Genomic DNA, 25,697 nt, shown 5'->3' with positions numbered 1-25,697 from the left:
CCCAACCAGAGCGGCACCCGCACCGGCCGGGCGCATATCGGCGGCGGACGACCATGCGTGCGCGCAGCGCTCTACATGGCAGCCGTAAACGCCGTTCGCGCCGACAAGGGCTTCAAGCACGAGTATCTAGCCCTGCGAAGCGCCGGAAAGCCGGCCAAGGTCGCCCTCATCGCGGTCGCCCGCAAACTCGTCGTCGCCGCCAACGCCATCCTCAAATCCAGCACCCGATGGCAAAAACCAGCTTGACCGCCAATACAGTCGCCAGACCCCATTCATGGGCTTTCGCGTGACGAGAGCGGCAGTCGCCCGGCACGAACCCAAATCATGGGTCTGGGGCCTGAGGCCCCAGCCGCCGGAGGCCTCTAACTGGCCTCCGCCGCCAGTTCTTGGCCCGCGGCGCGGAGCACCTGGACCAGTTCGGCGACGGGGGCCTTGAGCAGGGCGCGTTCGCGGAAGGTCATCGAGATGTCGGGGTGGGCGCGGACCATGTCTACCGGCAGCGGCACCAGGCGATCGGTTTCGGTGCTCACCAGCTGGCCGGGCAGGAAGCTGAGGAAATCGCCGCGGAGCATCAGCGCCTTGAGGTAGCTCGCGGACGTGCTGGTGACGGCGGGCGCCGGGGGAGCGAGGCCTTGCTCCACGAACAGGCCATCGAGGTGCTGGCGCCATTTCTGCGTGGCCGGCGGCAGCGCCCAGGCATGGCCGAGCAGCGCCTCCATGCCGATCGGGCCGGGGTGGCGCGCCAGCGGATGATCGGCGCGGGCGAAGACTTCGAGCGTGTCGACGATGATGACTTCGGTGGAGAAATCGGGATCGGCGATGCGTGGCCAGGCGCCCACGGCGACGTCGATCTGGCCGCGGCGGAGTTGCGGCAGCAGGTCATCGACCAGCCCTTCGACGACCGAAAGCTCGATGCCGGGGTGGAGGCGCTGCAGGCTCAATGTGGCGAGCGGCATGAGGTTGGGCGCGACGCTGGGGCCGATGCCGACCACCACATGCCCCTTGGCCTTGCCGCGCAGCGCGCCGATGGCGGCCTCGGCCTGGCGCAGCTGCGCCTCGATGCCCTTGGCGTGCATCGCGAGCGTATCGCCGAACACGGTGGGGACGACGCCGACGGGGGTGCGATCGAACAGCCGCACGCCGAGCTCGTCTTCGAGGCTGCGCAGGCTTTTGGACAGGGCGGGCTGGGTGAGCAACAGCTTGTCGGCGGCCTGGCCGATGCTGCCGAGCTCGTAAACTGCCAGGAATTGCCGCAGACGCCGCGATTCAATCACACTTGCTCCCCTTTCGCCCAAGACTAGCGACGAGTTGCGGGCATAACAACAAGTCGCCCCGCAGTGTTGGCTATCTATGTGCGGCGCGCGCGTCGGCTGCGGCATGGTGGGCGCATGAAGATCGCACCCTATCAGTTCGAGGATGGCGTGCGCCTTGCGCGCATCGACGGCGAGCGGGCAATCGACACCGGCGTTGCTGCAGCGGGCTTCCCCGATCTTGCTGCGATTTCGCGCACATCGGGGCCGGCACATGCGCTCGACTTGGCACGGTTGCGGGCGTTTGTGCCGCCGCTGCTGCTGGGTGTGGGCCTCAACTATGCCGACCATGCGCGTGAGCAGGGGCGCGCGGTGCCGGAGACGCCGGCGCTGTTCGTGAAGCCGGCGACGAGCATTGCAGCGCCGTTCGGCACGGCGAGCAGCCCGCATCCGAGCTTCGATTATGAGGGCGAGCTGGCGGTGATGATCGGGCAGCGTTGCTGGCAGGTGGCTGAAGCCGATGCCGTGGCGCATGTGGCCGGCTATCTGATCGTCAACGACCTGACCGTGCGGACGGCGCTCAAGCCCGACAGCCTGATGCTGGGCAAGGGCGGGCCGGGCCATGCGCCGCTGGGGCCGTGGTTGACGACGGCGGACGAAATTGCCGATCCGCATGCGCTGGCGATCACCACGCATGTGAATGGCGTGGTGCGGCAGAATGGGAGCACGGCGGCGATGGTGCGGCGTGTGCCGTGGCTGATCGCCTGGCTGTCGAGCCATATGGTGCTGGAGCCGGGAACGGTGATTGCCACCGGATCGCCGCCGGGGGCCGGGGCGGGGATGGTGCCGCCGGAGTTTCTGGTGGCCGGCGATGAGGTGCGCGTGGGCATCGAAGGGCTGGGGCATATCGAGACGCGGATCGTGGCGGCATGATCGACGATTTCGTCAAGCGGCACCTGCCGGCGGTGGCGGCGCAGCCCGAGTTCCTGCTCGATTGTCTGGATTATCCCGAACAGCTGAATGCAGCCGTGGCGCTGATCGATGTGGCGGTGGCGACCGGGCATGGCGCGCAGACGGCGGTGCGCACCCAGGCCGGCGGTGCGATCAGCTATGCCGACCTCAAGGACAGGTCGGACCGGATCGCGCGGCTGCTGGTGGAAACGCACGGGCTGGTGGCTGGCAACCGCGTTCTGCTGTTCGGCGCCAATGGGATGATGCTGACCGCGGCGTGGCTCGGCATTTTGAAGGCCGGCGGGGTGGTGGTGTCGGCGATGCCGATCTTGCGCGGGGGCGAGATTGCGACGCTCATCGCCAAGGCGGCGATCAGCCATGCGATTGTCGATGCGGCGTGCCGGGCGGCGTTCGAGTCGGCGGCCAAGCCGGCGATGGCGGCGCTGTTCTTCGACGGTGATGCTGCGGACTGCCGCTTTGCGGCTGCGCTGGAGGAAATCGCTTCCGGGTTTGCAGCGGTGACGACCCGGGCCGATGACCCGGCGCTGATCGCCTTCACCAGCGGCACCACCGGGGCGCCCAAGGGCACTGTGCATTGTCATCGGGACATTCTCGCGGTTGCGGACACGTTTGCCGCGACCATCCTGGTACCTCGCACCGGGGAAGTCTGGTGCGGCACGCCGCCGATTGCCTTCACCTTCGGGCTGGGGGCGCTCGTCATCTTTCCGCTGCGCTTCCTGGGCACGGCGGTGACGCTGCACGACACCAGCCCGGCCGCCATGCTTGCAGCCATTGCCGAGCAGCGGGTCACGCACCTCTTCACCGCCCCGACCGCCTACAAGGCGCTGCTCGCGCACGGGGTGGCGGGTGCCGACATGTCGAGCCTGCGCAACTGCGTGTCGGCGGGCGAGCATCTGCCCGAAGCGATCTTTCATGGCTGGGAGGCGGCGACCGGGCTGCGGCTCGTCAACGGCATCGGCGCGACCGAAATGATGCACATCTTCATCAGCGCCAGTGGCGATGCGATCCGTCCCGGCAGCACCGGAAAGGTGGTGCCGGGCTACCGCGCCTGTGTGCTGGGCGAGGACGGCGTGCCGCTGGCGGAGGGGACCGGGCGGCTTGCGGTCAAGGGGCCGACCGGCTGCCGCTATCTCGATGATCCGCGGCAGGCGAGCTATGTGGTGAACGGCTGGAACGTGACCGGGGACACCTACCGCCTCGATGGCGAGGGCTATTTCTGGTATCTGGCGCGCGCCGACGACATGATCGTTTCGTCGGGCTACAATATTGCTCCGCCCGAAGTGGAAGCGGCACTGCTCGGCCATCCAGCGGTGGCCGAATGCGGCGTCATCGGCGTGGCCGATGATGCGCGCGGCATGATCGTATGCGCGCATGTGGTGCCCGCTTCCGGCCATGCGCCGTGCGAGAGCCTGGCCAAGGCGCTGCAGGAGCATGTGAAGGCCAGCATCGCGCCGTACAAATACCCCCGCCAGATCGTCTTTGCCGACAGCCTGCCGCGCACTGCGACCGGCAAGCTGCAACGCCACCGTCTTCGCTCCTGAAAGGTCTTGCCATGCGTATCCTGTTGCTTGCCGCACTTGTTGCCGCCCCGGCTGCTGCCGAGGACCTGACGGTCAATCTCGAAAGCCTGCGGGTACCGAAGGGCAAGATCGTGCTTTGCCTGTGGAACAGCGCCACCAAATTCCCCGATTGCGACGCCGGGCAGCCGGCGCAGCGGGTGACGATCGACGCTGCCGATGCCGACAAGCCGGTGGTGTTCAAGGATGTGCCGCCGGGCGTGATTGCGGTGTCGGCGTTCCATGATGAGAACGGCAATGGCAAGTTCGATACCAATTTCATCGGCTTGCCGCTCGAGGGGACGGCGGCTTCCAACAATGCCAAGCCGCGCATGGGGCCGCCGAGCTATAAGGCGGCAAGCTTTCGATTTGCCAGCAGCACGTCCATTCGCCTGCGCTTCTTCTATCTGTGAAGCCCTAACCTCGGGATATGCCTGCAGCCCCGCTTTTGCGCTTCAAGAAATGTTTCAAGCTTGTAGCGTTTGACTGAGCGGAAATTTCCGCACGGGGAATTGCATGATCCTGGTCACTGGCCCCAACGGCAATGTCGGCACCGAGCTGGTGGCGCAGCTGGCTGGCCAGTCGGCGCTGGCGTTCCGGGTGGCGGCACATTCGCCGGAAAAGATCGCGGCGAAATACGGCGATGCGGCACCGCATGTGCGGTTCGATTTCAATGATCGCAGCACATGGGGTGCAGCACTCGATGGCGTGACGGTGCTGTTCCTGCTGTTCCCGCTGCCGCACCCGCGCACGGCGAAGCAATGGATGGTGCCGTTCGTGGCGGCCGCCGCTGCGGCCGGCGTGCGCCATATCGTCTATCTGTCGGTGCCCGGCGCCGATACGACCAAGGCCGTGCCGCATCATGCGGTGGAGAAGGCCATTCGCGCCTCGGGGGTGCCCTTCACGATTTTGCGCGCCAGCTTCTTTTCGCAGAACATGTGCCGGGACATCACCACCCATGCCGTCGATGTGGCGAAGCATGACGAGATTTATGTGCCTGCTGGGCGTGGGCGCACCAGCTTCATCGACAGCCGCGATGTGGCCGAGGCGGCGATCCGGATCATGGCCGATCCAGCACCGCATGCGGGCCGGGCGTATCTGCTCAGCGGGCCGGAAGTGCTCGACTATTTCGAGGTGGCCGAGATCTTCGGCCAAGAGCTGGGCCGGCCGATCCGCTACGCCAACCCCTCGCTGATCGGCTTCTGGCGGCGTGTCGGCCCGCGGGTGACCTGGGACACACTGCTGTTCATGACAATCGTCTATTCGCTCACGCGGTTCGGCAGGAACGCGCCGATGTCCGACGATCTGCCCCGGCTTCTCGGCCGACCGGCACGGACGATGCGCGATTTCGTGGCGGACCATAAGGCCCGCTTCACCGGCGCCGATGCGGCGCGGAGCGTGAAGGTCGCCACGCCCGGGATTTCCAAAGCCATTGCCTGAACACTGCCGCGCCGGGGGGCGCGAGAACCACAAACGGGAGGGATATCCATGCTCGCACGCCACACCATCCTCGCCTCGCTGCTGCTCGGCAGCGCCAGTGCGGCACTCGCGCAAGCGCCGGTCGATGAGGGCGAGATCATCGTGACCGCACAGCGGCGCCAGCAGAATATCCAGGAGGTGCCGATTTCGGTGACGGCAATCAGCGCCGACACGCTGCGCGCGCGCTCGGCGAACAATGTGTCCGACGCGGTGCAATTTGCGCCCAATGTGTCGGTGACCGCGGGGCCGAACGGCGGCGACGATGGCGGTTTCTTCATTCGCGGCGTCGGCCAGCTCGACAACAGCATTGCCGTCGATCCCGGAGTCGGCGTCTATGTCGATGATGTCTACATCGCGCGGTTGCAGGCTTCGTCGGTCGAGCTGCTCGACCTGGCGCGGATCGAGGTGTTGCGCGGGCCGCAGGGGACGCTGTTCGGGCGCAACACCATCGGCGGCGCCATCAGCCTCGTCACCGCCCAGCCGAGCCTCGAGGCAATCGGCGTGCAGGCGCGCGCCATCTATGGCTCGCGTGACCGGATCGACGCTGCTGCGGCGATCAACGTGCCGCTCGGCGATACGGTGGCGCTCCGGGCCAGTGCGAGCACGCGCAACCAGCGCGGCTGGGGGCGCAACGTCTATACGGGCGACACATTCGGAGACATCGAGGACCTGTCGGGCCGCTTCAAGCTGCTGTTCCAGCCCAATGAAACCTTCAGTGCAACGCTGTCGGGCGATTATCTGCGCGGGCGGGGGTCGCCGTCGCACCAGGTGCTGCTCGGCTTCAACCCGGCCGCCGGAATCACCGTGCCGCGCCCGCCGTTTCTTGGCGGGCCGTTCTTCCGCCCCGGCGTGGGCCCCACCGGCGTGCCGTTTCCGGTCGGCGTGGGGGCCGATCGCTCGACCGACCGCAGCCTCAATTTCGCCTCCACGCCTGCGATCAACGATGTCGACAATGGCGGGGTGAGCCTCAACATCACCGGCGATCTCGGCGGGGTGACGCTCAAGTCCATCTCGGCGTGGCGGCGCTATGTCGAGACGACGTTCAACGATTTCGACGGCACCGGCTTCGTGCTCTATGACAATGCCAGCCGGCTGCGCCAGCAGCAGCTCAGCCAGGAGCTGCAGCTTTCGGGGAGCATCGGCAGCCGTGGCGAGTTTCTGGTCGGCGCCTTCTACTTCACCGAGGATGCCTTCAACGCTGTCGATCTTTGCGTCGGCTCGAATGCGCCGCGACTGGTCGATCGATGCATCCGCAGCCGCAACCAGATCTGGCTCGATGTGAGCAGCTTCGCCGGCTTCGGCCAGGCGAGCTACGACATCACCGATGCGATTTCGCTGGTGCTGGGAGCGCGCTGGACAACCGAAACCAAGCGCCAGGCGAACACCTCGGTGCTCGACAACCGCGATGGCATCATGTCGGTGCTGCCGCCCGTTGCCATTCCCGCCCCCGGCACGGCGCGCGACGCGCTGCCGTTCACGCAGGTGGAGCAGACCTTCACCGCCTTCACCCCGCGGGTGGGGGTGAATGTGCAGCTCGCTCCCCGCGTGCTGGCCTATGCGAGCTATGCCGAGGGTTTCAAATCGGGGGGCTTCAATGGGCGGCCATCGTCGGCGGCGATCATCGGCTATGATCCCGAGACGGTGCAGAGCTATGAGCTGGGGCTGAAGACCGAGTTCTTCGACCGGCTGCTGCGCATCAATGCCTCGGTGTTCCAGTCGGATTACACGAACCAGCAGCTGCTGGTGTTCACGGCGATCAGCGGCCTGTTCGAGACGCGCAATGCCGGTGACTCGCGCATCCGTGGCTTCGAGGTGGAGGCCGATGCCAATATCTCCGAGCGGCTGGCGTTGCGAGCGGCGGTGGGCCACCTCGATGCCGGCTACCGCACGCTGTCGCCGCAGGTGGCGGGCATCACGCTCGACACGCCGCTGCCGCTGACGCCGCGCTGGACCTATTCGCTTTCGGGAGAATATCGGCAGCCGCTGGGAGACCGGCTCGGCCAGCTGCGGCTGCGTGCCGATTGGCAATATCGGTCGAGGCTCTCCTACCAGCTCGAGGCGGATCCGCTCGAGGTGCAGCCGGGCTATGGGCTGCTCAACCTGCGCGCGACCTGGGCGCTGCCCGATGACCGCTGGCAGATTGCGGTGTTCGGCACCAACGTGACCGACACCGAATATCTGACCAATGCGCAGGACACGCTGGCGGGCAACGGCACGGCCTTCGGCGGCATCGGGCGCCCGGCCGAATGGGGCATCGAAGTGGGAGTGAAATTCTGATGACCAAGGCACCTGCCCGCTACCACCCCGCACTGGTGATGCTGCACTGGGTTGCCGGCCTCGGCCTGATCGGCATGCTGGCATTCGGCAAGCTGGTGCTGGAGGGGGTGGCGAATGCCGACCCTGCCAAGGCGGAGCTGCTGCGGCTGCACATGGCGGGCGGGCTGGGGCTGCTGCTGATCATGCTGGTGCGGCTGTTGGTGCGCTTCACCACGCGCCGCCCTGCCCCTGCACATGCCGGCGGGCCGCTTCGGCTGGCAGCGCGCGCCAGCCATCTGGGGCTTTATCTGTTCAGCTTCGCGATGCTGGTGACGGGGCTCGGCATGGCGCAATTGGGCGGGCTGTTCCCGCTGCTGCAGGGCCAGCCGGTGGCGCTGCCGGACTTCGACACGCTGCCGCCGCACGCCGGGCATGTGCTGTTCTCGTCGCTGCTGATCACGCTCATCGCCGTCCATGCCGGGGCAGCACTCTGGCATCATTTTGCAAGGCGCGACGGCGTGCTGGGCCGCATGGGCTTCGGCGCGCGCTGAAACGTTACCAGTGCGATTCCGGCGGGATGTGCGCCATGTAGGGCACGCCGAGGCGCGCGAAGCCGGCCTCGGTGCCATAGACGACATCGATCGCATCGGCGCGGATGACGAAATAGGCGAGGCCCGCCGGAGGCCCCGCCCAACCGGCGGGATCGGGGCCGGCGGCGATCTCGCCGACAAGGGCTGCGGCCTGGCCGGCATCGAGGGCGGCGAAATCGACGTCGTGGCGGATGCGCGCCAGGCCATCCACCGCTGCAAGCGCGCCGCTGTAGAAGCCGTCCCAGGGGGGTGGCACGTCGAGGTAGCGGATCATCAGCAGGTTTTCCGCCTGCCGCTTGGCGAGCTGGTCATCGACATAATGCGCGAGACCGAGTGCTGCGGCGCCGGACACCAGCGCCTCGCCGAAGGCGGCGAGGGTACGCGCCTGTGCCGGGGTGAGCCGCTTGAGCGGCAGCGCGGCGGCCTGCGCCTGCGCCGGCGTGAGCAGACGTTCGACGCCGCCGACCGTGGCGGCGATGAGCGCCAGACCCTTCAACAGCGTTCGCCGGTCGGTCATGCTGCAAATCTCCCGCGCTCGTCGATCATCGCCGCTGCCGTGCGGGCCGCGAGCGCCAGGACGGTGAACGTGGGGCTGACCGCGCCGATGCTCGGGAACAGCCCGCCGCCCGCCACCACGACATTCGCGGCGCCATGGATCTGGCCGATGTCGTTGGTGACGCTGGTGACCGGGTCACGCCCCATGATCGTGCCGCCCGAGACATGGCCGAGTGCGCGCTGGCGGCCGGACCAGACTTGTGTGGCACCAGCGGCGCGCAGGATCGTCTCGCCGTCCTGCAGCGCATGCTCCCAGAGTGCAGCGGAATCGGGGTGCAGCGTGTGGACGATCCGCGCCAGTGGCACGCCGAAGCGATCGGTTTCGGTCGCCAGCTCGATGCGGTTGTCGGCAACCGGCAGGTTTTCGCAGATGGCGTTGATGATGCCGATGTGGCGCGCGGCTTTTGCCATGAAGGCATGGAGGGCCGGGCCGAACAGATCGGCGCGGGTCATCGCCAGCCCGAGGAGATCATTGGGTTTGACCGCCGGCGCGATGCCCCAGGTGATGCTACCGCGCGGGCCGCTCTCGCGCTGTTTTCCATAATCGGCGAAGCTCATCAGCCCGCCGGCTGCGAGGCCCATGTGCGGCTCGGTCTGCTCGGTGAAAAGTCCGTGGACATTGCCGATGCTGTGGCAGTTGAACCAGCGTCCGACCTGGGCATGCGCGTTGCCGAAGCCGAGTGGATGCGCCGTGCTGCGGCTGGCGAGGAGAAGCCGGGCGTTCTGCACCGCTGCCCCTGCCAGCACGATCCGCGCCGCCGGTTGATGGGCGCGCTCGCCGGCGGCATCGACATAATCGAGCCCGGTGGCGCGGCCGGCGGCATCGGTTGCTATGGCCAATACATTTGCACGGGTGCGCAGAACTGCCCCCGCGGCGAGCGCGCGCGGCCAGTGGACCACGAGTGGGTTGGCGAGCGTGCCGGTGGGGCAGCCGGCGTCGCACCAGCCATCGTAGAGGCATTCAGGCCGGTCATCACGGTCCTCGGTCATCACCGCCATCGGGTTGGGGCAGACCGCGAACCCACGCGCCGCAAAGCCGCGCGCCAGCAGCCGGGCTTGCGCGAAGACCTTGACCGGCGGCAGCGGATAGGGCGCACCGTCCCGCCCTTCGGCTGCGGCATCGCCACTGATGAGCATTTCTGCCTGCACCCGGTCGTACCAGGGGGCGAGGGTGGCGGCGTCGATCGGCCAGTCCTGCCCGAGCCCTAGCGTGCTGCCGAGGCGGAAGTCTTGCGCCCGGAGCCGCGGCCAGCTCGCATAATGGTGGATCGCCGAGCCGCCCATGCCGCTGCCGACGGCGAAATTGTGCCCGAACGGGTGCGCACCGCCGGGAAGCACTGGTGCCCCGCCCCATTTCAGCCGCCGCGCCCAGATCTGCGACGACACAAGGTCCGAAAGCGCCCAGCCCTCGCCGGCTTCGAGCACGACGACCCGTTGGCCCGCGGCAGTGAGCCGGTCCGCAAACAGGGCGCCGGCCGCCCCTGCCCCCATGATGACGACATCGGCGGGGGCATCGCTGCGCATCAGCCGGAATCGCGCAAGGCGGCGCGCACGACGATCGGGGTCACCACCCATCCGAGCAGCACGCCATAGCCGATCTTGAAGACGAGCACCGTGGCGAACGACCAGTCGGCGCCCCAGACCAGCGCCAGTAACGCCACGCTGACCGGCACGAACAGCACCAGCATCAGCGCCCCCAGCATGAGCCCGCGCAGCAGCGGGTGGCGCGGCAGCCAGTTGCTGCCGTGCGCCGGCGGCGATCCCCTGCGGCGACGGTGGCGGACGAGCAGCGTCAGGCCGATCGTGGTCATCAGTGTGAGCATCAAGGTCGTGGGCAGCAGGTCGACCGCCAGCCCGGCCGGCCCCCAGAGCGGCACCGTCGGCTGGCCACCGAACAGCAGCCAGACGAACAGCGCAGAGATGACGGCGTTGGGGAGGGTGGAGACGAGCGTCTCCTTGCGCACCATGGCGCGCTCTTCGTCCAAGGTCATTCCGGCCTTCCTCCCCTGCATCGGGGCAGGATTGTCGAGGGCGGCGGGGCGGCGCTCATGCAAAGCCCGGCGCAAGCCCCAACCGGCGGGAATGAGGGTCAGTAGACCGAGAAGAACGCGTCCCACGCCTTTTCGTCGAGCGCCATGTGCCAGACTTCGGCGAGCTTGCCCGCTGCGTCGACGCGCCAGAGCAGGCATTCGAGGCAATCGAGCACCTTGTCTCCGCGCCGGGCATGGACCTTGGCGACGAGGACGACATGATCGTCCGACCCGAAATAGTCGAGCGGCCAGGCCCAATAGGCGTCGACGTTGGATTGGAGCGCGGCGAAGCTTCCGAGGATGGCGTCGCGGCCGATGAAATCGCCCGACAGCGCGTTGTTGCCGGGCATGTGCCACGCCATGTCATCGGCCATCAGCCCGAACAGCGCTTCGATATCGCCCTTCTGGAAGTTTTCGTGCGCATCCTTGAGCATTTTCGCGTTGGGATGGTCGCGGTCGGTGAAGGGGCGGAGCTTGGGCGCCTCGCCCTCCTGGGCCAGGGCGGCAGTGTAGGTCATGCAGCCCCCTTGACGTCGAAATCGACGTCGATGTTGCCGCGCGTCGCGTTGGAATAGGGGCAGACGGCGTGTGCCTTGGCGACGAGCGCTTCGGCCTCGGCTTGCGGCAGCCCGGGGAGGTGGACGCTGTGGCGGACGGCCAGCTTGAAGCCGGGGCCGGCGTCGTTCATTCCGATCGCGACATGGCCTTCCACGCTCGATCCGCCCGTATCGAGCTTGGCCTCGCGCGCCACGAACAGCATCGCCGAGTGGAAGCAGGCGGCATAGCCGGCGGCGAAGAGCTGCTCGGGGTTGGTGCCGGCGCCCGAGCCGCCCATCGCCTTGGGCGGAGCGAGTGCGAGATCGACATGGCCATCCTCGGACCAGACGCGGCCCTCGCGCCCGGCTTCGGCGCGCGCCTGCGCTTCGTACATTGTCTTCATGCCTTGCTCCTTTCCAAAAGTGCGGCAGCGAAATCGATATGACGGGTCGGCGGGCGACCGATGATCGCGGCACTCGCAGCCACCTCAGCCGGCGTGGCAACGCAACCGAGCGCCTGCGTTACCCGGAACATCTGCCCCAGATCGTCGCGCACCCAGCCCGCCGGCAGGCCGGTGGCGGTGAGGAAGGGCTCGACATCATCGCCGCCATAGACGACCGGCCGGCCGGTCACCGCCGCCCAATTGGCGGCGAGGCTGGCTCCGGTATGGCGCTCGGGACCGCACAGCGGCACATTCTGGCCGTCCCAGTCGCGCCGCGTGAGGGCGTTGGCCGCCGCCTCGCCGATATCGGCAGCGGCGATGCTCCACACGCCTACGTTGCCGACCGGCAGCGGATAGACGCCGGCACGCACGATGGCGCCGAGCAGCATCGCATCGTTGTCCATGAAGAAATTGGCACCGAGAACGACCGAGCGGCCATCGGCGAGCACTTCAGCCGCCACCGGGATCTTCGTCTCGAAATGCGGGATGGCGCGCATCGGCACGAGGTTCTGGATGGCGAGATAGACGATCTTCCCCACCCCCACACGGCGCAAGGCGCGGACGGCATCGACGCCGACCTCGCTTTCGTCGGGCCCCAGCGGCGTGAGCAGATAGACGGCCTCGAAGCCTGCCGCAGCCGCCTCGACGCTGGCGGGATCGCGCACATCGAGCGCCACGCCACCCTTGCCCCCGGCTCTATCGGGCGAGCGAGCGCCGACAACCGCGCCCACGCCCCGGGACCGCAGCGCCGTCACCGCCGCCGATCCGGTCTTGCCGGTGCCCCCGATCACGAGAATTCTCATGGGGCGGAGGCTAACCCGCCGCCATGGGCGCGTCACGCCCATTGTCTTGCAAGTTATCGCGACGCTTGCACTCGTCATGCCCCGGAGCGGAACCGCTGCGGCACTCTCCTGCCATGCCGATGCTGCTGCCCCCCGATGTCCGCGCCCGCCTGATCCCTGCCGAGCGACTGGCGCCGCTGCCGGTGCCGCCCCGGATCGTGTCGAATGGCGAATATCTGCCCCCGCGCCAATCGGCTGCGCTCAAGGGCTATGAGACGCGGATGCGAGCGCGCGCCGAGGCCGAGAGCCGCCGCCATGCGCTCAGCCCTGCCGCCTGGCTCGGCACACCGATGGCGATGGCGAGCGCCTTTGCCGAGCTGAACAAGAGTTTTGGCAGTGGCTTCACCGTCAGCCGCGACACGCCGCGCGACGCGGGTGCCGCCGATGCCGAGCGCAGCGCGCAGGCGGCGCAGTTCGTGTTCGACGACCAGGTGCATTTCCTGAAAGACGATGCCGACCCCGCGCTGTTCGTGCCGTTGACCGGACTCATCGAGCTTTCCGCCGAGATCCTCGGGCTTCCGCACGCCGGATGCTTCACCATCGAGCACATCAAGTTCGCGGCCTTCCTGCGCGATATCTTCCTCGCTTCGGACACGCGGGTGGCGCTGCTCTCCGGCGCCCCGTCGGACACCGACCAGGGCTGGATGCTGAGCAACAACCAGATGGCGGCGGCGCGGGCGGCGGTGAACGCGGTGGCGGGCGGGCGGCGGCTGTTGAGCCATGCCGTGATTGCACCCGGCCATGCCGGCTGGCTCGACGAGATCGACCGGGTGCATGCCGAGCTCAAGCCCGATGGCTGGAAGGGCTATACGGTGGGGGAGCCCTTCGGCCCCTCGGCGCATCGCTGGCGGCTCGATGATGAGGCGCTGATGTATCCGGCGTATGAGCGGCTGGTGAAGGCGGGGGTGCGCAACCTGTGCATCCACAAGGGGCTGCTGCCGGCCGACCCGAGCCTGATGCCGGGTGCCGAGCCCTTTGCGCGAATCGACGACCTGCCGCGTGCGGCGAAGGATTGGCCGCAGCTCAACTTCATCATCTATCACGCCGCCTATCGCACCATTCCGCAGCCGACCGATGCCGAACTGGCGCGCTTTGAAGCCGAGGGGAGGATCGACTGGGTGAGCGATCTCGCCGAGATTCCCGCACTTCACAGCGTGTCGAATGTCTATGCCGATATCGGCGCGAGCTTTGCCTTCACCGTGCTGACCCAGCCGCGGCTGGCAGCGGCGATGGTGGCGACGCTGGTCAGCGGGCTGGGAGCCGACAAGGTGCTGTGGGGCACCGACAGCGTCTGGTACGGCAGCCCGCAATGGCAGATCGAGGCGTTCCGGCGGCTGGAAACGCCGCCCGACCTGATCCAGCGCTTCGGCCTGCCCGACCTTGGCGGGTGGGACAGCCCGACCAAGGCGGCGATCCTCGGGCTCAACAGCGCGCGGCTGCACGGACTCGATCCGGCGGCCTATGGCGCGCAGGGGATAGAGGCAGGGCAGATCGAGGCGATCAACAGCGATTGGCGCGCACGTGGAGGGCTGCCGAGCAACCTCGCCTATGGCTGGGCAGCGGCGTGATGATGCTCGGCGGCAAGCATATTCTGGTGACGGGGGCGGCGAGCGGCATCGGGGCGGCGGCGGCGCGGGTGTTTACCGCGCATGGCGCGCGGGTGGCTTGCCTTGATATCAATGCGGATGGTGCGGCAGAGGTGGCAGCCGTACTGCCGGGTGCGATTTCGGCGCGGTGCGATGTGTCGGACCCTACCTCGGTCGCGGCGGCGATCGATGCGGTGATCGCGGCGTTCGGCCGGCTCGACGGCGCGTTCAACAATGCCGGCATCGAGCAATCGCGCGGACGGATGATGCCGCTCGAAACCATCCCGCTCGTCGATTTCGATGCGGTGATGGCGGTCAATTTGCGCGGGCTGTTCATCTGCCTGCAGGCCGAGCTGCCACGGCTGTCCCGGCCGGGGGCCATCGTCAACACCGGCAGCGTGATGTCGGCGGTCGCAGCACCGGGGCTGGCCGCCTATGCCGCCTCCAAGCATGGCGTGATGGGGCTGACGCGCGTTGCCGCCGTCGATCATGCGGCGCTTGGCATCCGGGTGAATGCCGTGCTGCCGGGGGCGGTGGCGACGCCGATGATCTTGGAGCGCGCCGAGGCGCATGCGCCGGGCTATGCGGCGGCAGCGGCAGGCTTCCATCCCATGGGGCGGGTGGCGGCGCCCGAGGAGATTGCCGAGGCGGCGGCGTGGCTGATTTCGGACCGGGCAAGTTTTGTGACGGGGGCGGCCCTGGCGGTGGATGGCGGGCTGACGGCGGTTTGAAGGCGAAAGAAGGGAAGGCCGCGGCAAAGCCGCGGCTGACGTCGGATCGGATCAGTCGGCATCCGCCGGCCGGGCACGGCGGCGAGTCTCGAAACAGCTTCGCTGTTTCTCGCCGCCTTGGCCTTGGCCTAGAATTTGAAGCCTGCCGTCACCCCGAACTCGCGCGGGCGGCCGATGTAGTTATAGGCAACCCCCTGCGCCTGCAGCGCGTTCTGGCCGAAGGTGAAGTATTTGGCGTCTGCCAGGTTCTCGCCATAGACCGCCAGGCTGAAGCGATCATCGGCGTCGGTGAGCGTGATGCGCGCGGCGAGCAGCCCATAGGGGTCCTGCTGTTCGAGCGGCAGGTTGAAGGCGGTGAAGAAGGTGCGGCTCTGGAAGCGCCAGTCGACGCGCGGGGTGAGCGCGAAATTGCCGAGGTCGACGCGATATTCGCCGCCGAGTGCCACCGTCCACTCCGGGCTGAACGGCAGGCGGTTGCCGTTGATGGGGCCGACATTGACGGGCACATCCTCGAAGCTGCTCGAGGTGTAGCCGATGCCGGCGTTGAAGCGCAGCCCGCGCACCGGGTTGAGCGCCACTTCCGCCTCGAAGCCGTAAAGCTCGGCATTGCCGGCGTTGGCGACCCGGAACTGCACCGCCGGATCGGAGATGGTCTGCTGGATGCCCTTGTATTTGCTGTAGAACGCCGTGATGTTGGTGCGCAGCACGCCGGGGACGATATCCGATTTGAAGCCAAGCTCGAAGGTGTCGTTGGTGTCGGGTGCATAGCTCGGCACGCTTGCCTGCGGGGCAATGATGCGGCCGTTGAAGCCGCCCGAGCGGAAGCCCTTGGCATAGCTTGCGAACACCAGCAGATCGCGGTTCGGGGCATATTCGAGCCCGATCTTGGGGGTGAATTTGCGGAAGCTGAGCGAGGACGCAAGATCGGTGACGATCGGCGCCGGGAAGCCCGGCACCACCATGCCAGGGGCCGCTTCGAAGCCGGCGGGGCGGAAATCGAACAGCTGGTTCGACACGATGTCCTTGTCTTCCCAGGTGTAGCGGCCGCCCAGCGTCAGCGAAAAGCCGCCTTCGGTCTTGTAGCGCGCCTGGCCGAAGACGGCATAGCTGTTGGTGATCTGCGCGTTGCCCTGCGTCCAGGTGTTGCACGCGTTGCCGCGTGCGGTGGGCAGCGGGGTGATCGGCGCGAAGCAGAGAAACAAGGTCTGATCGGCGTCTTCCCGGAAATAATAGGCGCCGAGCAGATATTCGAGCTTGTCGTCGAGAAGCGAGCCGGAAAGCTGCAGTTCCTGGCTGAACTGGTTTTGCACCGTGGTCGCCTGCTGATCGTAGAGGCGATAGCCGGTGCCGTCGGGATCCGAGGTCGAGAAGCTGTCGAGGTTGCGATAGGCAGTGATCGATTTCAGCGTGGCGCCGCCGAAATCATAGGCGATGGTGCCCGAGAAGCCGTAGATTTCGTTGCGTGCCTCGGGGCTGTTGGAAGCGAAGCTGCGGTAGAAATCATTGGGGTTGAACAGATCGGCACGCGCATCGGCGGGGAAGAAGGGCAGCGGCAGGATGTCGAGCAGCACCGCGGGTGCCGGGTTGGACTTGTCGAGCGAATAGTCGGCACTCAGCGTGACAGTGAGCGCTTCGGTGGCCTCGAACAGCAATGCTGCCTTGCCGCCGAGCCGCTCGGTGCGGCCGAAGACGACGCCGGTTCTGGGGTTGCGCGAGAAGCCATCCTGGTTGCGCGTGACGCCCGAGACGCGCAGCGCCGCCCTGTCTCCCAGCGGCACGTTGAGCGAGGCGTCGAGGTCGATCCGGTCCCGGCTGCCGTAGGTGGCGCGGCCCTGACCCGACAGCGCGCCGATTTCGGGCTGGCGGGTGGTGATCGAGATGGCGCCGCCCAGGGTGTTGCGGCCGAACAGCGTGCCTTGCGGGCCGCGCAGCACTTCCACCCGCGCAATATCCGAACTGTCGAGCAGCGCACCGACGGTGCGGCCGAGATAGACGCCATCGACATAGACCCCCACGCCAGGATCGTTGGTGATGATGAAATCGAACTGCCCGACGCCGCGCACGAAGAAGTTGGCGTCCGCCGAACCTTGCGGGCCGGTGGTGGAAGTGAGGTTGGGAACGGTTGCAGCAAGATCGCCGACCGTGCGCACGCCCTGGTTTTCGAGCTGGGCGGCACCGAGTGCGGTGATCGAGATCGGGGTTTCCTGCAGTCGGCTTTCGCGCCGCTCGGCAGTGACGACGATATCGGGGAGCAAATCATTGTCAGGCGCTGCTGCCACCTGCTGCGACCATGCGGGAGCGGCCATTGCGATCGCGGCGGCGCTGCCCAAGGCAGCTTTCAGAATGTTGCGCATGATCCCTCCCCATGGCAGCGCAGCCGCCGCCCATTTCTGACGACAATATTTCAACCTCAAAGCAGTTTTGCGAAATAACTATCGGTAGGGGGCCGATAGCTTGCGGTTCCGCTCCCCTTTCCCGGAGCCGCGTGGCGCGTCAGCCTTGCGGCATGACCGATATCCACAACCTGCTTGCTGCGCAGATCACCGCCATCTGGTCCGAGGGGCGCACCGAGCTCATCGACCGGCTCTACGCCGAGCATGTGATCGACCATATGCCGATCGCCGGCCAGGCTTCGGGGCGCGAGGGGCTGCACCTCGCGGTAGGCCTGTTCCGCTCGGCCATGCCCGACCTGACGATGCACCTCCACGGAACCCTTGCTTGCGGGCCGATCGGCGTGGATTGGTGGACGCTGGAAGGCACGCACACCGGCCCGCTGATGGGCGATGCGCCGACAGGCAAGCGGCTGCGCTTCAGCGGGATCGATTGGGTGCGGGTGGCGGACGGGCAAATCCGCGAGCTTTGGCACATCGAGGAGATGTTCCAGATGCAGCAGCAGCTTGGGGGTGGCAGCGCGAACTTCGGGGCGCCGGCGGCGGCGGTGGCGATCGTGCCTGCTGTTGCGGATGCACAGGCGGCGTGGACGCCTGACCCGGAGACACTCACAGATGCAGAGCGCAAGATGCTTTCCGTTGCCCGCCGTCATATCGAAGGGCTGTGGGCGGCTGGGGACCTGCGCGTGGCTGCGGAAGTTTATGCCGAAGACGTGATCGACATGAACCCCGCCCCCGGCCAGCGCCCCGGCATCCCCGGCATTCTCGATGTGCTCGGCTGGCTGCGCGAGGCGGCACCCGATTTGGAGATGACGATCGACGCCTATGCCGTGCAGGGCCGCTTCGCTGCCGACCGCTGGACGATGCACGGCACCCACAGCGGCGCCCCCCTGCTCGGCCATCCGGCAAGCGGACGGGCCTTCACCATGCAGGGCATGGACGTGGTGCGGCTGAACGATCAGGGCCGGATCGACCGGGTCTGGCATGTCGAGGATCTGGCGGCACTGGAGGCACAGATAAGGACATAGCGTGGAGCTATGGCCGCAGCCGCATTCGCCATCGTGACAGCACCGCTTCGCGCCGATATTTCAGGCTTGAAGGAGTTTGGCACGATGAACATGCATGCCCCGATCACAACTGACTGGCCGCGCTTTGCCTGGGAAGACCCGCTGCTGCTGCGCCAGGCGCTGACCGACGAGGAGCGGATGATCGAGGAAGGGGCGCGCAGCTTTTGCGACGCCGAATTGATGCCGCAAGTGAAGCTGGCGAACCGCCATGAGACGCACGACCCCGATCTCATGCGCAAGTTCGGCGCGGCCGGGCTGCTCGGGCCGACGATCGATGGCTATGGATGCGCGGGTGCGTCGTACGTGAGCTACGGCCTGATCGCGCGCGAAGTGGAGCGCGTCGACAGCGCCTATCGCTCGGCGATGAGCGTGCAGTCGAGCCTCGTGATGTATCCCATCCATGCCTATGGCTCCGAGGCGCAGCGGCAGAAGTGGCTGCCGGGGCTGGCCAGCGGCGAGGTCGTCGGCTGCTTCGGCCTCACCGAGCCCGATGCCGGCTCGGACCCCGGCGGCATGAAGACCCGCGCGCGCGCCGTGGCAGGCGGCTATACGCTGTCGGGGGCGAAGATGTGGATCACCAATTCGCCGATCGCCGATGTGGCGGTCGTCTGGGCCAAGTGCGATGACGAGAAGATCCGCGGCTTTCTGGTGGAGCGCGGCGACATCGGCTTTTCCACGCCCAAGATCGAAGGCAAGTTCGCGCTGCGGGCCGGCATCACCGGCGAGATCGTGCTCGCCGACGTCCACCTGCCCGCCGAGCGGCTGCTGCCCGGTGTGGAGGGGCTGAAGGGTCCGTTCGGCTGCCTCAACAATGCGCGCTACGGCATCGGCTGGGGGGCGATGGGGGCGGCGGAGTTCTGCTGGCATGCAGCCCGGCAGTACACGCTCGACCGCAAGCAGTTCGGGCGGCCGCTGGCGGCAACGCAGCTCGTGCAGAAGAAGCTGGCGGACATGCAGACCGAGATCACGCTGGGGCTGGTGCTGGCGCTGCAGGCGGGGCGGCTGATGGACGCGCACAAGCTGGCGCCGGAAGCCATCTCGATCCTGAAGCGCAACAATTGCGGCAAGGCGCTGGCAATTGCCCGCGAGGCGCGCGACATGCACGGCGGCAACGGGGTGTCGGATGAATATCATGTCATCCGCCACGCGATGAACCTCGAGGCGGTGAACACCTATGAGGGCACGCATGATGTGCATGCGCTCATCCTCGGGCGCGCGCAGACGGGGATCCAGGCGTTCGGCTGAGGCGGCTGCAAATAGCAGCGCTGTTTGCTGACTCGCCGCAAGCCCGGCCGGCCGGGCGGCGCGCGCTTGTCGCGCCGAACCGGTTCGACGTGAGGCGCGGCTTTGCCGCGCCTCTTTACTCTATGAGGCCTTGCAGCCTCAGCGCACGAGTGGCCGGTCGATCAATACCGCAAGCAGCAGCGCCGGGCCGCCGTGCGCCACCCAGGCATGGTTGGTGCCGCGCTGGATGACCACCTGCCCCGGCTTGATGCGCGTCTCGGTGCCTTCGAGCACCAGCGACACATCGCCCTGCAACAGGCAGATGATGTCGAGCGACTGCGTCTCGTGCATCGCCGAGGCGCGGGACTGGTCGATGATGTGGTGCGCGCCGCCGACAGTGGCGAAGGCCTCGCGGGTGGCGGCGTCGAGCGCCTCCTTGGGCACGCCCTCGGGAAGCGGCGCCACCACGAACCAGCGCACCTGCACATTGCCCGGTCGCGGGCCGAGGATCGCCTTGCTGTTGCCCAGGTCCGCATGGTCCTTCGGGTCGAGCGGCCCTTGCGCCGCATCCTCCCAGATCTCGAACAGCCCGCCGACATCGGCCTCACCCGCACTTGCCGAAGGGCCGCCATCGAGAATGATCACCGACCGGCCGTCCATGCCGTCCCCGGTGACGACACGGCGCATCGCTTGCGCAAAGGCGCTCAAGAAATGCGTTCCTTCACATAGCGGCCGGGGGCAGGCTCGATGACCTTGTATTTGCCTCTGGCCTTGCCGCTGCCGGGCACGCGCGGCTTGACCTTCTTCCCCGAACGCGGGGCCAGCCAGCCGATCCAGTCGGGCCACCAGCTGCCCTTCGTCTCGCTGGCGGTGGCGACGAAATCATCGAAGCGCTCGGGCAGCGTCTCGCTCGTCCAATACTGGTATTTGTTGGCGGACGGCGGGTTGACCACGCCGGCGATATGGCCCGAGCCGGCAAGGACATAGCGCTTGTCCCCGGTGAAGTGCTGGGTGAGCTTATAGGCCGAGCGCGCCGGGGCAATATGATCTTCCTTGCCGCCCTGGATGTAGCTGGGGGTCGAGACGGTGGACAGATCGACCGGCACGCCGAGGCAGGTCATGCCGCCGGGCACGACCAGCAGGTTGTCGCGGTAGATGTCTTCGAGATAACGGCGGTGCCAAAGGGCCGGCACATTGGTCGCGTCCGAATTCCAGTAGAGCAGGTCGAAAGGGAAATAGTCCTTCCCCAGCATGTAGTTGTTGACGACATAGCTCCAGATCAGGTCGTTCGAGCGCAGCATGTTGAAGGTGACCGCCATGTTGCGGCCATCGAGATACGGTTTTTCGGCGGTCATCCGGCCGAGCGTATCGAGCACGGCATCGTCGATGAACACCCCGAGCTCGCCGCATTCGCTCATGTCGACTTGCGCTGTGAAGAAGGTGGCGGACTTGACCTTGCCGGCCTCCCCGCGCGCTTCCATCACGGCAAGTGCCGCGGCGAGCGTGGTGCCCGCCACGCAATAGCCGATGGTGTGGACGCTCTCTGTCCCGCAGATTTCGCGCACCGTATCGATCGCGGTGAGCATGCCTTCGCCGACATAGCTGTCCATCGTCACATCGGCGAGGCTCTCGTCGGCGTTCTTCCAGCTGGCAACGAACACCGTGAGCCCCTGCTCCACCGCCCAGCGGATGAAGCTCTTCTCGGCGGTCAAGTCGAGGATGTAGAATTTGTTGATCCACGGCGGGAAGATCAGCAGCGGCGTTTCGTGCACGCTGTCGGTGGTCGGTGCATATTGGATGAGCTGCATGATGCGGTTTTCGAACACCACCGATCCCGGCGTGATGGCGACGTTGCGGCCGACCTCGAAGGCGTTTTCGTCGGTCATCTTCATCCGCCCGGCCTTCAGGTCCTCGAGCAGATGTTCGAGCCCCTTCATCAGGTTGGCGCCGCCGCTTGCCACCGTGGCAGTGAGCACCTCGGGGTTCAACGCGGCAAAGTTGGAGGGGCTCATAGCGTCGACGAACTGCTTGATGAGGAACTGGGCGCGCGCTTGTTCACGCGCATCGAGGCCATCGAGATCGTGGCTCGCCTCCATCCAGTAGTTGGCGGTGAGCAGGTAGCTCTGCCGCATGAAATCGAATGCCGGGGTCTCGTGCCACGCTTCGCCGGCGAAGCGCTTGTCCTTCTGGGTGGCGAGCTTCTCGATGGCCTCGGGCTTGGCGGAACCGGGGACGAGAAAACTCTGCCACAGCGCCATCGCGTCGGACACATAGCGGCCCTGCAATTCCATCAGCTTGGCGGGGTCGCTCATCCAGGCGCCCATGGCGCGCTGCCAGGTGGCGGCGAGGCCCAGCGGGTCGGCAGCGGGGAGCATCTCGGGATCGCGTGACCAGAATTCGAGCATCATCTGCTGGCCGCGGCCCATCAGCTCGGTCCATTTCTGCATGCGCTCGACGGCTTCGGTATCGAGAACGGAAATGGTCTTCTGGTCTGGTGTGATTGCGGCCATGGCAGCCTCCCGGGGATTTTTCCTGTCTTAGGCCGTGAGCGGCTGAATGGCACCCGTTTCCTTTGCGCGCCGCTGCTGCAACCGGTATGGGCGAGGTTCCAACCCTTGTGCGAGACGATCATGTCCGAAGAGTTCTACCGCATCAAACGCCTGCCGCCCTATGTCATCGCCGAAGTCAACGCGATGCGGGCAGCGGCGCGCGCGCGCGGAGACGACATCATCGATCTCGGCATGGGCAACCCCGATCTTCCACCGCCGCCCCATGTGATCGCCAAGCTCGCCGAAGTCGCTGCCAAGCCCGATGCGCATGGCTACTCGGCATCGAAGGGCATTCCCGGGCTGCGCAAGGCGCAGGCCGCATATTATGGCCGCCGCTTCGGAGTCGATCTCGACCCCGAGAATGAAGTGGTCGTTACGCTCGGGTCGAAGGAAGGGCTCGCCAATCTGGCGCAGGCGATCACCGCCCCCGGCGATGTCGTGCTGGCGCCCAACCCGAGCTACCCCATCCACACCTTCGGCTTCATCATTGCCGGTGCCACCATCCGCAGTGTGCCGACGACGCCCGATGAAGCCTATTTCGATGCGCTCGAACGCGCGGTGCGCTTTACCGTGCCACGGCCTTCGGTGCTGGTGATGGGCTATCCGAGCAACCCGACCGCCGAGACGGTCGACCTCGCCTTTTACGAGCGCGTGGTGGCGTTCGCGAAGAAGCACAATATCTGGGTGCTCTCCGATCTCGCCTATTCGGAAATCTATTTCGATGGCTGCCCCACGCCGTCGATCCTGCAGGTGCCGGGTGCCAAGGACGTGGCGATCGAGTTCACCTCGATGAGCAAGACCTACAGCATGGCCGGCTGGCGGATCGGCTTTGCGGTGGGCAACAGGACGCTGATCGGCGCGCTGACGCGGGTGAAATCCTATCTCGACTATGGCGCCTTCACCCCCATCCAGGCGGCGGCGGTGGCGGCACTCAACGGCCCGCAGGACATCGTCGCGGCCAACCGCGCGCTCTATCACCGCCGCCGCGATGTGCTGGTGGAAAGTTTTGGTCGCGCGGGTTGGGAGATCCCCGCACCGCGCGCGAGCATGTTCTGTTGGGCGCCGTTGCCGCCCGCCCTTGCGCATCTTGGCAGCCTCGAATTTTCCAAGCAGCTCCTCACCCATGCCGGCGTCGCGGTGGCGCCCGGCGTTGGCTATGGCGAGGACGGCGAGGGCTTTGTGCGGATCGCCATGGTCGAGAACGAGCAGCGGCTGCGGCAGGCGGCGCGCAACGTGCGGAAATATCTGCAATCGATGGGGGTCAACACCCCGGCCAAGGTTGCGGGCTGAGCCATGACGAAAACAGCGTTGCGCATCGGCCTGGCCGGGCTCGGCACCGTGGGTGCGGGTGTCATCCGGCTGCTGGCGGCCAATCAGGCGCTCATCGCCCGGCGCGCGGGGCGGCCGATCATCGTCACTGCGATTTCGGCGCGCGACCGGTCGCGCGATCGCGGGATCGACATGGCGGGGCTGACCTGGCTCGATGATGCCACCGAACTCGCCGCACATCCGGATGTCGATGTCGTCGTCGAGCTGATCGGGGGGTCGGATGGCCCTGCCCTCACGCTGGCGCGGCGCACGCTGGGTGCCGCCAAGCCGTTCGTCACCGCCAACAAGGCGCTGATCGCGCATCATGGCCGCGAGCTGGCGGCACTTGCCGAAGCCAATGGCGCGCCGCTGGCGTTCGAGGCGGCGGTGGCGGGCGGCATTCCGGTCCTCAAGGCGCTCGGCGAGGGAGCGGCGGCCAACCGCATCGTCTCGGTCTATGGCCTGCTCAACGGCACCTGCAACTATATCCTCAGCCGCATGGAATCGGACGGGCTGGATTTCGGCACCGTGCTTGCCGATGCCCAGGCGGCGGGCTTTGCCGAGGCCGATCCGAGCTTCGACATCGATGGCATCGACACCGCGCACAAGCTCGCCATCCTCGCCGGCCTGGCCTTTGGCGCCGCTCCGGATTTCGCGGGCGTCGCCACTGTCGGCATCCGTGCCATCGACAAGGCCGATATCGAGCAGGCCGCGGCGCTCGGCTTCCGCATCAAGCTCGTCGGGCTCGCCGAAACCGCCGATGGCGAGCTGTTCCAGCGCGTCCATCCAGCGCTTGTGGCGCAGGATCATCCGCTTGCGGCCACCAATGGCGCGCTCAATGCCGTGGTGATCGAAGCTGTTCCCGTTGGCCGGCTGTTCCTGCAGGGGCGCGGTGCCGGGGAAGGCCCGACCGCCAGCGCGGTGGTGGCCGATCTCATCGACATTGCGCAGCGCCGCACCGGCCTGCCCTTCGGGATGCCGGTGGCCGAACTCGCCAGCCTGCCGCGCGCCGACAGCGCGACCCGCGAGGGCCGCTATTATCTGCGACTGAGCGTCGCCGACCGTCCGGGCGTGCTGGCGGAGCTGACGGCAGCATTGCGCGACCATGGCGTGTCGATCGAGAGCCTAATCCAGCGTCCGCACGCCGACAGCAGCGCTGCCACGGTGGTGATGGTCACCCACACCACGACCGAAGCCGCCCTGCAGGCAAGCCTCGAAGCCATGGCCGCCAGCCCGAGCGTCAGCGGCCGGCCGGTGATGATGCACATTCTTGACCTTTAGGTGCTTCCAAGCCCCCTTCCAAGCCGGGAACAATCGGCCTAGACCGCGCCCAACCCAACAGCTGGACACAAACTCCCATGGTTACCCGCTCCTCGCTTCTCGACCGCGTCCTGGTGCTTGAAATGGTCCGCGTGACCGAGGCCGCCGCCATTGCCTGCTCGAAGCTGATCGGCCGCGGTGACGAGAAGGCGGCCGACGCCGCTGCCGTGGAAGCGATGCGCGCCGCGCTCAACGAGCTGGATTTCGAAGGCACGGTCGTGATCGGCGAGGGCGAGCGCGACGAGGCACCGATGCTCTACATCGGCGAGAAGGTCGGCAAGATGGGCGGGCCGCAGATCGACATCGCGCTCGATCCGCTCGAAGGCACCACCATCACCGCCAAGGCCGGCCCCAATGCGCTCGCCGTGCTCGCCATCGCCGAAAAGGGCGGGCTGCTCAACGCACCCGATGTCTACATGGACAAGATCGCGGTTGGCCCCGGCTATCCCGAAGGCGTGATCGACCTGTCGAAATCCGCCACCGCCAATGTGCAGGCCGTTGCGGCCGCCAAGGGCTGCGATGCGTCGGACCTGATCGTCTGCGTGCTCGACCGGCCGCGCCACACAGCGCTGATCGCCGAGCTGCGCGGGCTGGGTTGCGGCATCCAGCTCATCCCCGATGGCGATGTGGCGGGCGTGATCGCCACCGCCGATCCCGACACCGGCATCGACATCTACATGGGCTCGGGCGGGGCGCCGGAAGGCGTGCTGGCGGCGGCTGCACTGCGCTGCGTCGGCGGCCAGCTGCAGGGCCGGCTGCTGTTCCGCAACGACGACGAGCGCGGCCGCGCGCGGCGCTGGGGAATCACCGATCTCGATCGCATCTATGCGCTGTCCGACCTGGCACAGGGCGATGTGATCTTCGCCGCCACCGGCGTCACCGATGGCTCGCTGCTCAAGGGCGTCAAGCGCCGCCGCGATGGCACGATCACCACCGAGAGCGTGGTGATGCGTGCGTCCTCGGGCACCGTGCGCCGCGTCTCCACCCAGCGGCGCAGTGCACCGATCACTTGA

Annotated in this window: 24 protein-coding genes; 14 read left to right on the top strand and 10 right to left on the bottom strand. The window is 67.1% G+C overall.

All coding sequences use genetic code 11. The annotated features are described in order from the left end of the window. Positions 1-246: transposase (locus FHS79_RS04655; protein WP_184196091.1), on the top strand; the 246-nt coding region annotated here is incomplete at its 5' end. 116 nt (positions 247-362) lie between these two features. On the opposite strand, the gene FHS79_RS04650 is transcribed toward FHS79_RS04655, so the two are convergent. Beyond that, positions 363-1,274, bottom strand: a complete 912-nt coding sequence (locus tag FHS79_RS04650; protein WP_184196089.1) for a LysR family transcriptional regulator — start codon at positions 1,272-1,274, stop codon at positions 363-365. A 114-nt stretch (positions 1,275-1,388) separates the two neighbouring features. Here FHS79_RS04650 and FHS79_RS04645 point away from each other — a divergent pair, with 114 nt between their 5' ends. The 6 genes from FHS79_RS04645 (at position 1,389) to FHS79_RS04620 (ending at position 8,064) form a co-directional block, all read left to right on the top strand. Continuing rightward, positions 1,389-2,183 carry a fumarylacetoacetate hydrolase family protein gene (locus FHS79_RS04645; protein ID WP_184196086.1) on the top strand — a complete coding sequence of 265 codons (795 nt, stop codon included), beginning with the start codon at positions 1,389-1,391 and terminating at the stop codon, positions 2,181-2,183. Further along, the gene (locus FHS79_RS04640) at positions 2,180-3,763 is read left to right on the top strand and encodes an AMP-binding protein (RefSeq protein ID WP_184196083.1); all 1,584 of its coding nucleotides are present in this window, start codon (positions 2,180-2,182) and stop codon (positions 3,761-3,763) included. Before FHS79_RS04645 ends, FHS79_RS04640 begins: the two co-directional genes overlap by 4 nt. An 11-nt stretch (positions 3,764-3,774) precedes the next feature. Continuing rightward, a complete protein-coding gene (locus FHS79_RS04635; protein ID WP_184196080.1) occupies positions 3,775-4,191 on the top strand; it encodes a DUF2141 domain-containing protein in 417 nt (138 codons plus the stop codon). 103 nt (positions 4,192-4,294) lie between these two features. Next, the gene (locus FHS79_RS04630; RefSeq protein ID WP_184196077.1) at positions 4,295-5,218 is read left to right on the top strand and encodes an NmrA family NAD(P)-binding protein; all 924 of its coding nucleotides are present in this window, start codon (positions 4,295-4,297) and stop codon (positions 5,216-5,218) included. Between the two features lie 48 nt (positions 5,219-5,266). Further along, positions 5,267-7,534 (top strand): TonB-dependent receptor, encoded by a 2,268-nt coding sequence (locus FHS79_RS04625; RefSeq protein ID WP_184196075.1) that lies wholly within the window; start codon positions 5,267-5,269, stop codon positions 7,532-7,534. Next, entirely contained in the window at positions 7,534-8,064 is a 531-nt protein-coding gene (locus tag FHS79_RS04620) for a cytochrome b (RefSeq protein WP_184196072.1), read from the top strand. Before FHS79_RS04625 ends, FHS79_RS04620 begins: the two co-directional genes overlap by 1 nt. Positions 8,065-8,068: 4 nt before the next feature. Here FHS79_RS04620 and FHS79_RS04615 read toward each other — a convergent pair whose 3' ends face one another. From FHS79_RS04615 to FHS79_RS04590, 6 genes are all read right to left on the bottom strand, one after another. Further along, complete coding sequence (locus FHS79_RS04615) at positions 8,069-8,620, bottom strand: gluconate 2-dehydrogenase subunit 3 family protein (RefSeq protein ID WP_184196069.1); 552 nt, start codon at positions 8,618-8,620, stop codon at positions 8,069-8,071. After that, on the bottom strand, positions 8,617-10,182 hold the full coding sequence (locus FHS79_RS04610) for a GMC oxidoreductase (RefSeq protein WP_184196066.1): 1,566 nt from the start codon (positions 10,180-10,182) through the stop codon (positions 8,617-8,619). Before FHS79_RS04610 ends, FHS79_RS04615 begins: the two co-directional genes overlap by 4 nt. Continuing rightward, positions 10,182-10,649, bottom strand: a complete 468-nt coding sequence (locus FHS79_RS04605) for a hypothetical protein (RefSeq protein ID WP_184196063.1) — start codon at positions 10,647-10,649, stop codon at positions 10,182-10,184. The genes FHS79_RS04610 and FHS79_RS04605 overlap by 1 nt, the downstream gene beginning before the upstream one ends. A 98-nt stretch (positions 10,650-10,747) precedes the next feature. Next, on the bottom strand, positions 10,748-11,206 hold the full coding sequence (locus FHS79_RS04600; protein ID WP_184196060.1) for a nuclear transport factor 2 family protein: 459 nt from the start codon (positions 11,204-11,206) through the stop codon (positions 10,748-10,750). Next, positions 11,203-11,628: an organic hydroperoxide resistance protein gene (locus FHS79_RS04595; RefSeq protein ID WP_184196057.1), complete on the bottom strand. Its 426-nt coding sequence runs from the start codon at positions 11,626-11,628 to the stop codon at positions 11,203-11,205. Before FHS79_RS04595 ends, FHS79_RS04600 begins: the two co-directional genes overlap by 4 nt. Continuing rightward, entirely contained in the window at positions 11,625-12,470 is an 846-nt protein-coding gene (locus FHS79_RS04590; protein ID WP_184196054.1) for an SDR family oxidoreductase, read from the bottom strand. The genes FHS79_RS04595 and FHS79_RS04590 overlap by 4 nt, the downstream gene beginning before the upstream one ends. A 113-nt stretch (positions 12,471-12,583) precedes the next feature. On the opposite strand from FHS79_RS04590, the gene FHS79_RS04585 reads away from it, so the two are divergent. Both FHS79_RS04585 and FHS79_RS04580 read left to right on the top strand, forming a co-directional pair. Beyond that, a complete protein-coding gene (locus FHS79_RS04585) occupies positions 12,584-14,077 on the top strand; it encodes an amidohydrolase family protein (RefSeq protein ID WP_184196051.1) in 1,494 nt (497 codons plus the stop codon). Then, positions 14,077-14,826, top strand: coding sequence for an SDR family NAD(P)-dependent oxidoreductase (locus tag FHS79_RS04580; protein ID WP_184196154.1), 750 nt, complete (start codon positions 14,077-14,079; stop codon positions 14,824-14,826). Before FHS79_RS04585 ends, FHS79_RS04580 begins: the two co-directional genes overlap by 1 nt. Positions 14,827-14,954: 128 nt before the next feature. Here FHS79_RS04580 and FHS79_RS04575 read toward each other — a convergent pair whose 3' ends face one another. Continuing rightward, the gene (locus tag FHS79_RS04575) at positions 14,955-17,180 is read right to left on the bottom strand and encodes a TonB-dependent receptor (RefSeq protein WP_184196048.1); all 2,226 of its coding nucleotides are present in this window, start codon (positions 17,178-17,180) and stop codon (positions 14,955-14,957) included. A 152-nt stretch (positions 17,181-17,332) separates the two neighbouring features. Between FHS79_RS04575 and FHS79_RS04570 the strand changes: the two genes are divergently transcribed. Together FHS79_RS04570 and FHS79_RS04565 are read left to right on the top strand one after the other, a co-directional pair. After that, a complete protein-coding gene (locus FHS79_RS04570) occupies positions 17,333-18,244 on the top strand; it encodes an ester cyclase (protein WP_184196045.1) in 912 nt (303 codons plus the stop codon). Positions 18,245-18,328: 84 nt separating this feature from the next. Continuing rightward, the gene (locus tag FHS79_RS04565; RefSeq protein WP_243452648.1) at positions 18,329-19,528 is read left to right on the top strand and encodes an acyl-CoA dehydrogenase; all 1,200 of its coding nucleotides are present in this window, start codon (positions 18,329-18,331) and stop codon (positions 19,526-19,528) included. A 138-nt stretch (positions 19,529-19,666) separates the two neighbouring features. Here the strand turns inward: FHS79_RS04565 and FHS79_RS04560 are convergent, their stop codons facing one another. Together FHS79_RS04560 and FHS79_RS04555 are read right to left on the bottom strand one after the other, a co-directional pair. Further along, positions 19,667-20,215, bottom strand: coding sequence for a cupin domain-containing protein (locus tag FHS79_RS04560; protein ID WP_207792215.1), 549 nt, complete (start codon positions 20,213-20,215; stop codon positions 19,667-19,669). Beyond that, entirely contained in the window at positions 20,212-22,017 is a 1,806-nt protein-coding gene (locus FHS79_RS04555; RefSeq protein ID WP_184196042.1) for a PHA/PHB synthase family protein, read from the bottom strand. Before FHS79_RS04555 ends, FHS79_RS04560 begins: the two co-directional genes overlap by 4 nt. Positions 22,018-22,137: 120 nt before the next feature. Between FHS79_RS04555 and FHS79_RS04550 the strand changes: the two genes are divergently transcribed. From FHS79_RS04550 to glpX, 3 genes are all read left to right on the top strand, one after another. Next, complete coding sequence (locus FHS79_RS04550) at positions 22,138-23,346, top strand: LL-diaminopimelate aminotransferase (protein ID WP_184196038.1); 1,209 nt, start codon at positions 22,138-22,140, stop codon at positions 23,344-23,346. A gap of 3 nt (positions 23,347-23,349) precedes the next feature. After that, complete coding sequence (locus FHS79_RS04545) at positions 23,350-24,645, top strand: homoserine dehydrogenase (protein WP_184196035.1); 1,296 nt, start codon at positions 23,350-23,352, stop codon at positions 24,643-24,645. Between the two features lie 77 nt (positions 24,646-24,722). Further along, a complete protein-coding gene (gene glpX / locus FHS79_RS04540; protein WP_184196032.1) occupies positions 24,723-25,697 on the top strand; it encodes a class II fructose-bisphosphatase in 975 nt (324 codons plus the stop codon).

Source organism: Polymorphobacter multimanifer, assembly GCF_014205635.1.
GTDB lineage: Bacteria > Pseudomonadota > Alphaproteobacteria > Sphingomonadales > Sphingomonadaceae > Sandarakinorhabdus > Sandarakinorhabdus multimanifer.
The sequence above is the reverse complement of the archived record's forward strand: the minus strand, read 5'-3'. Positions and strand labels throughout refer to the sequence as shown.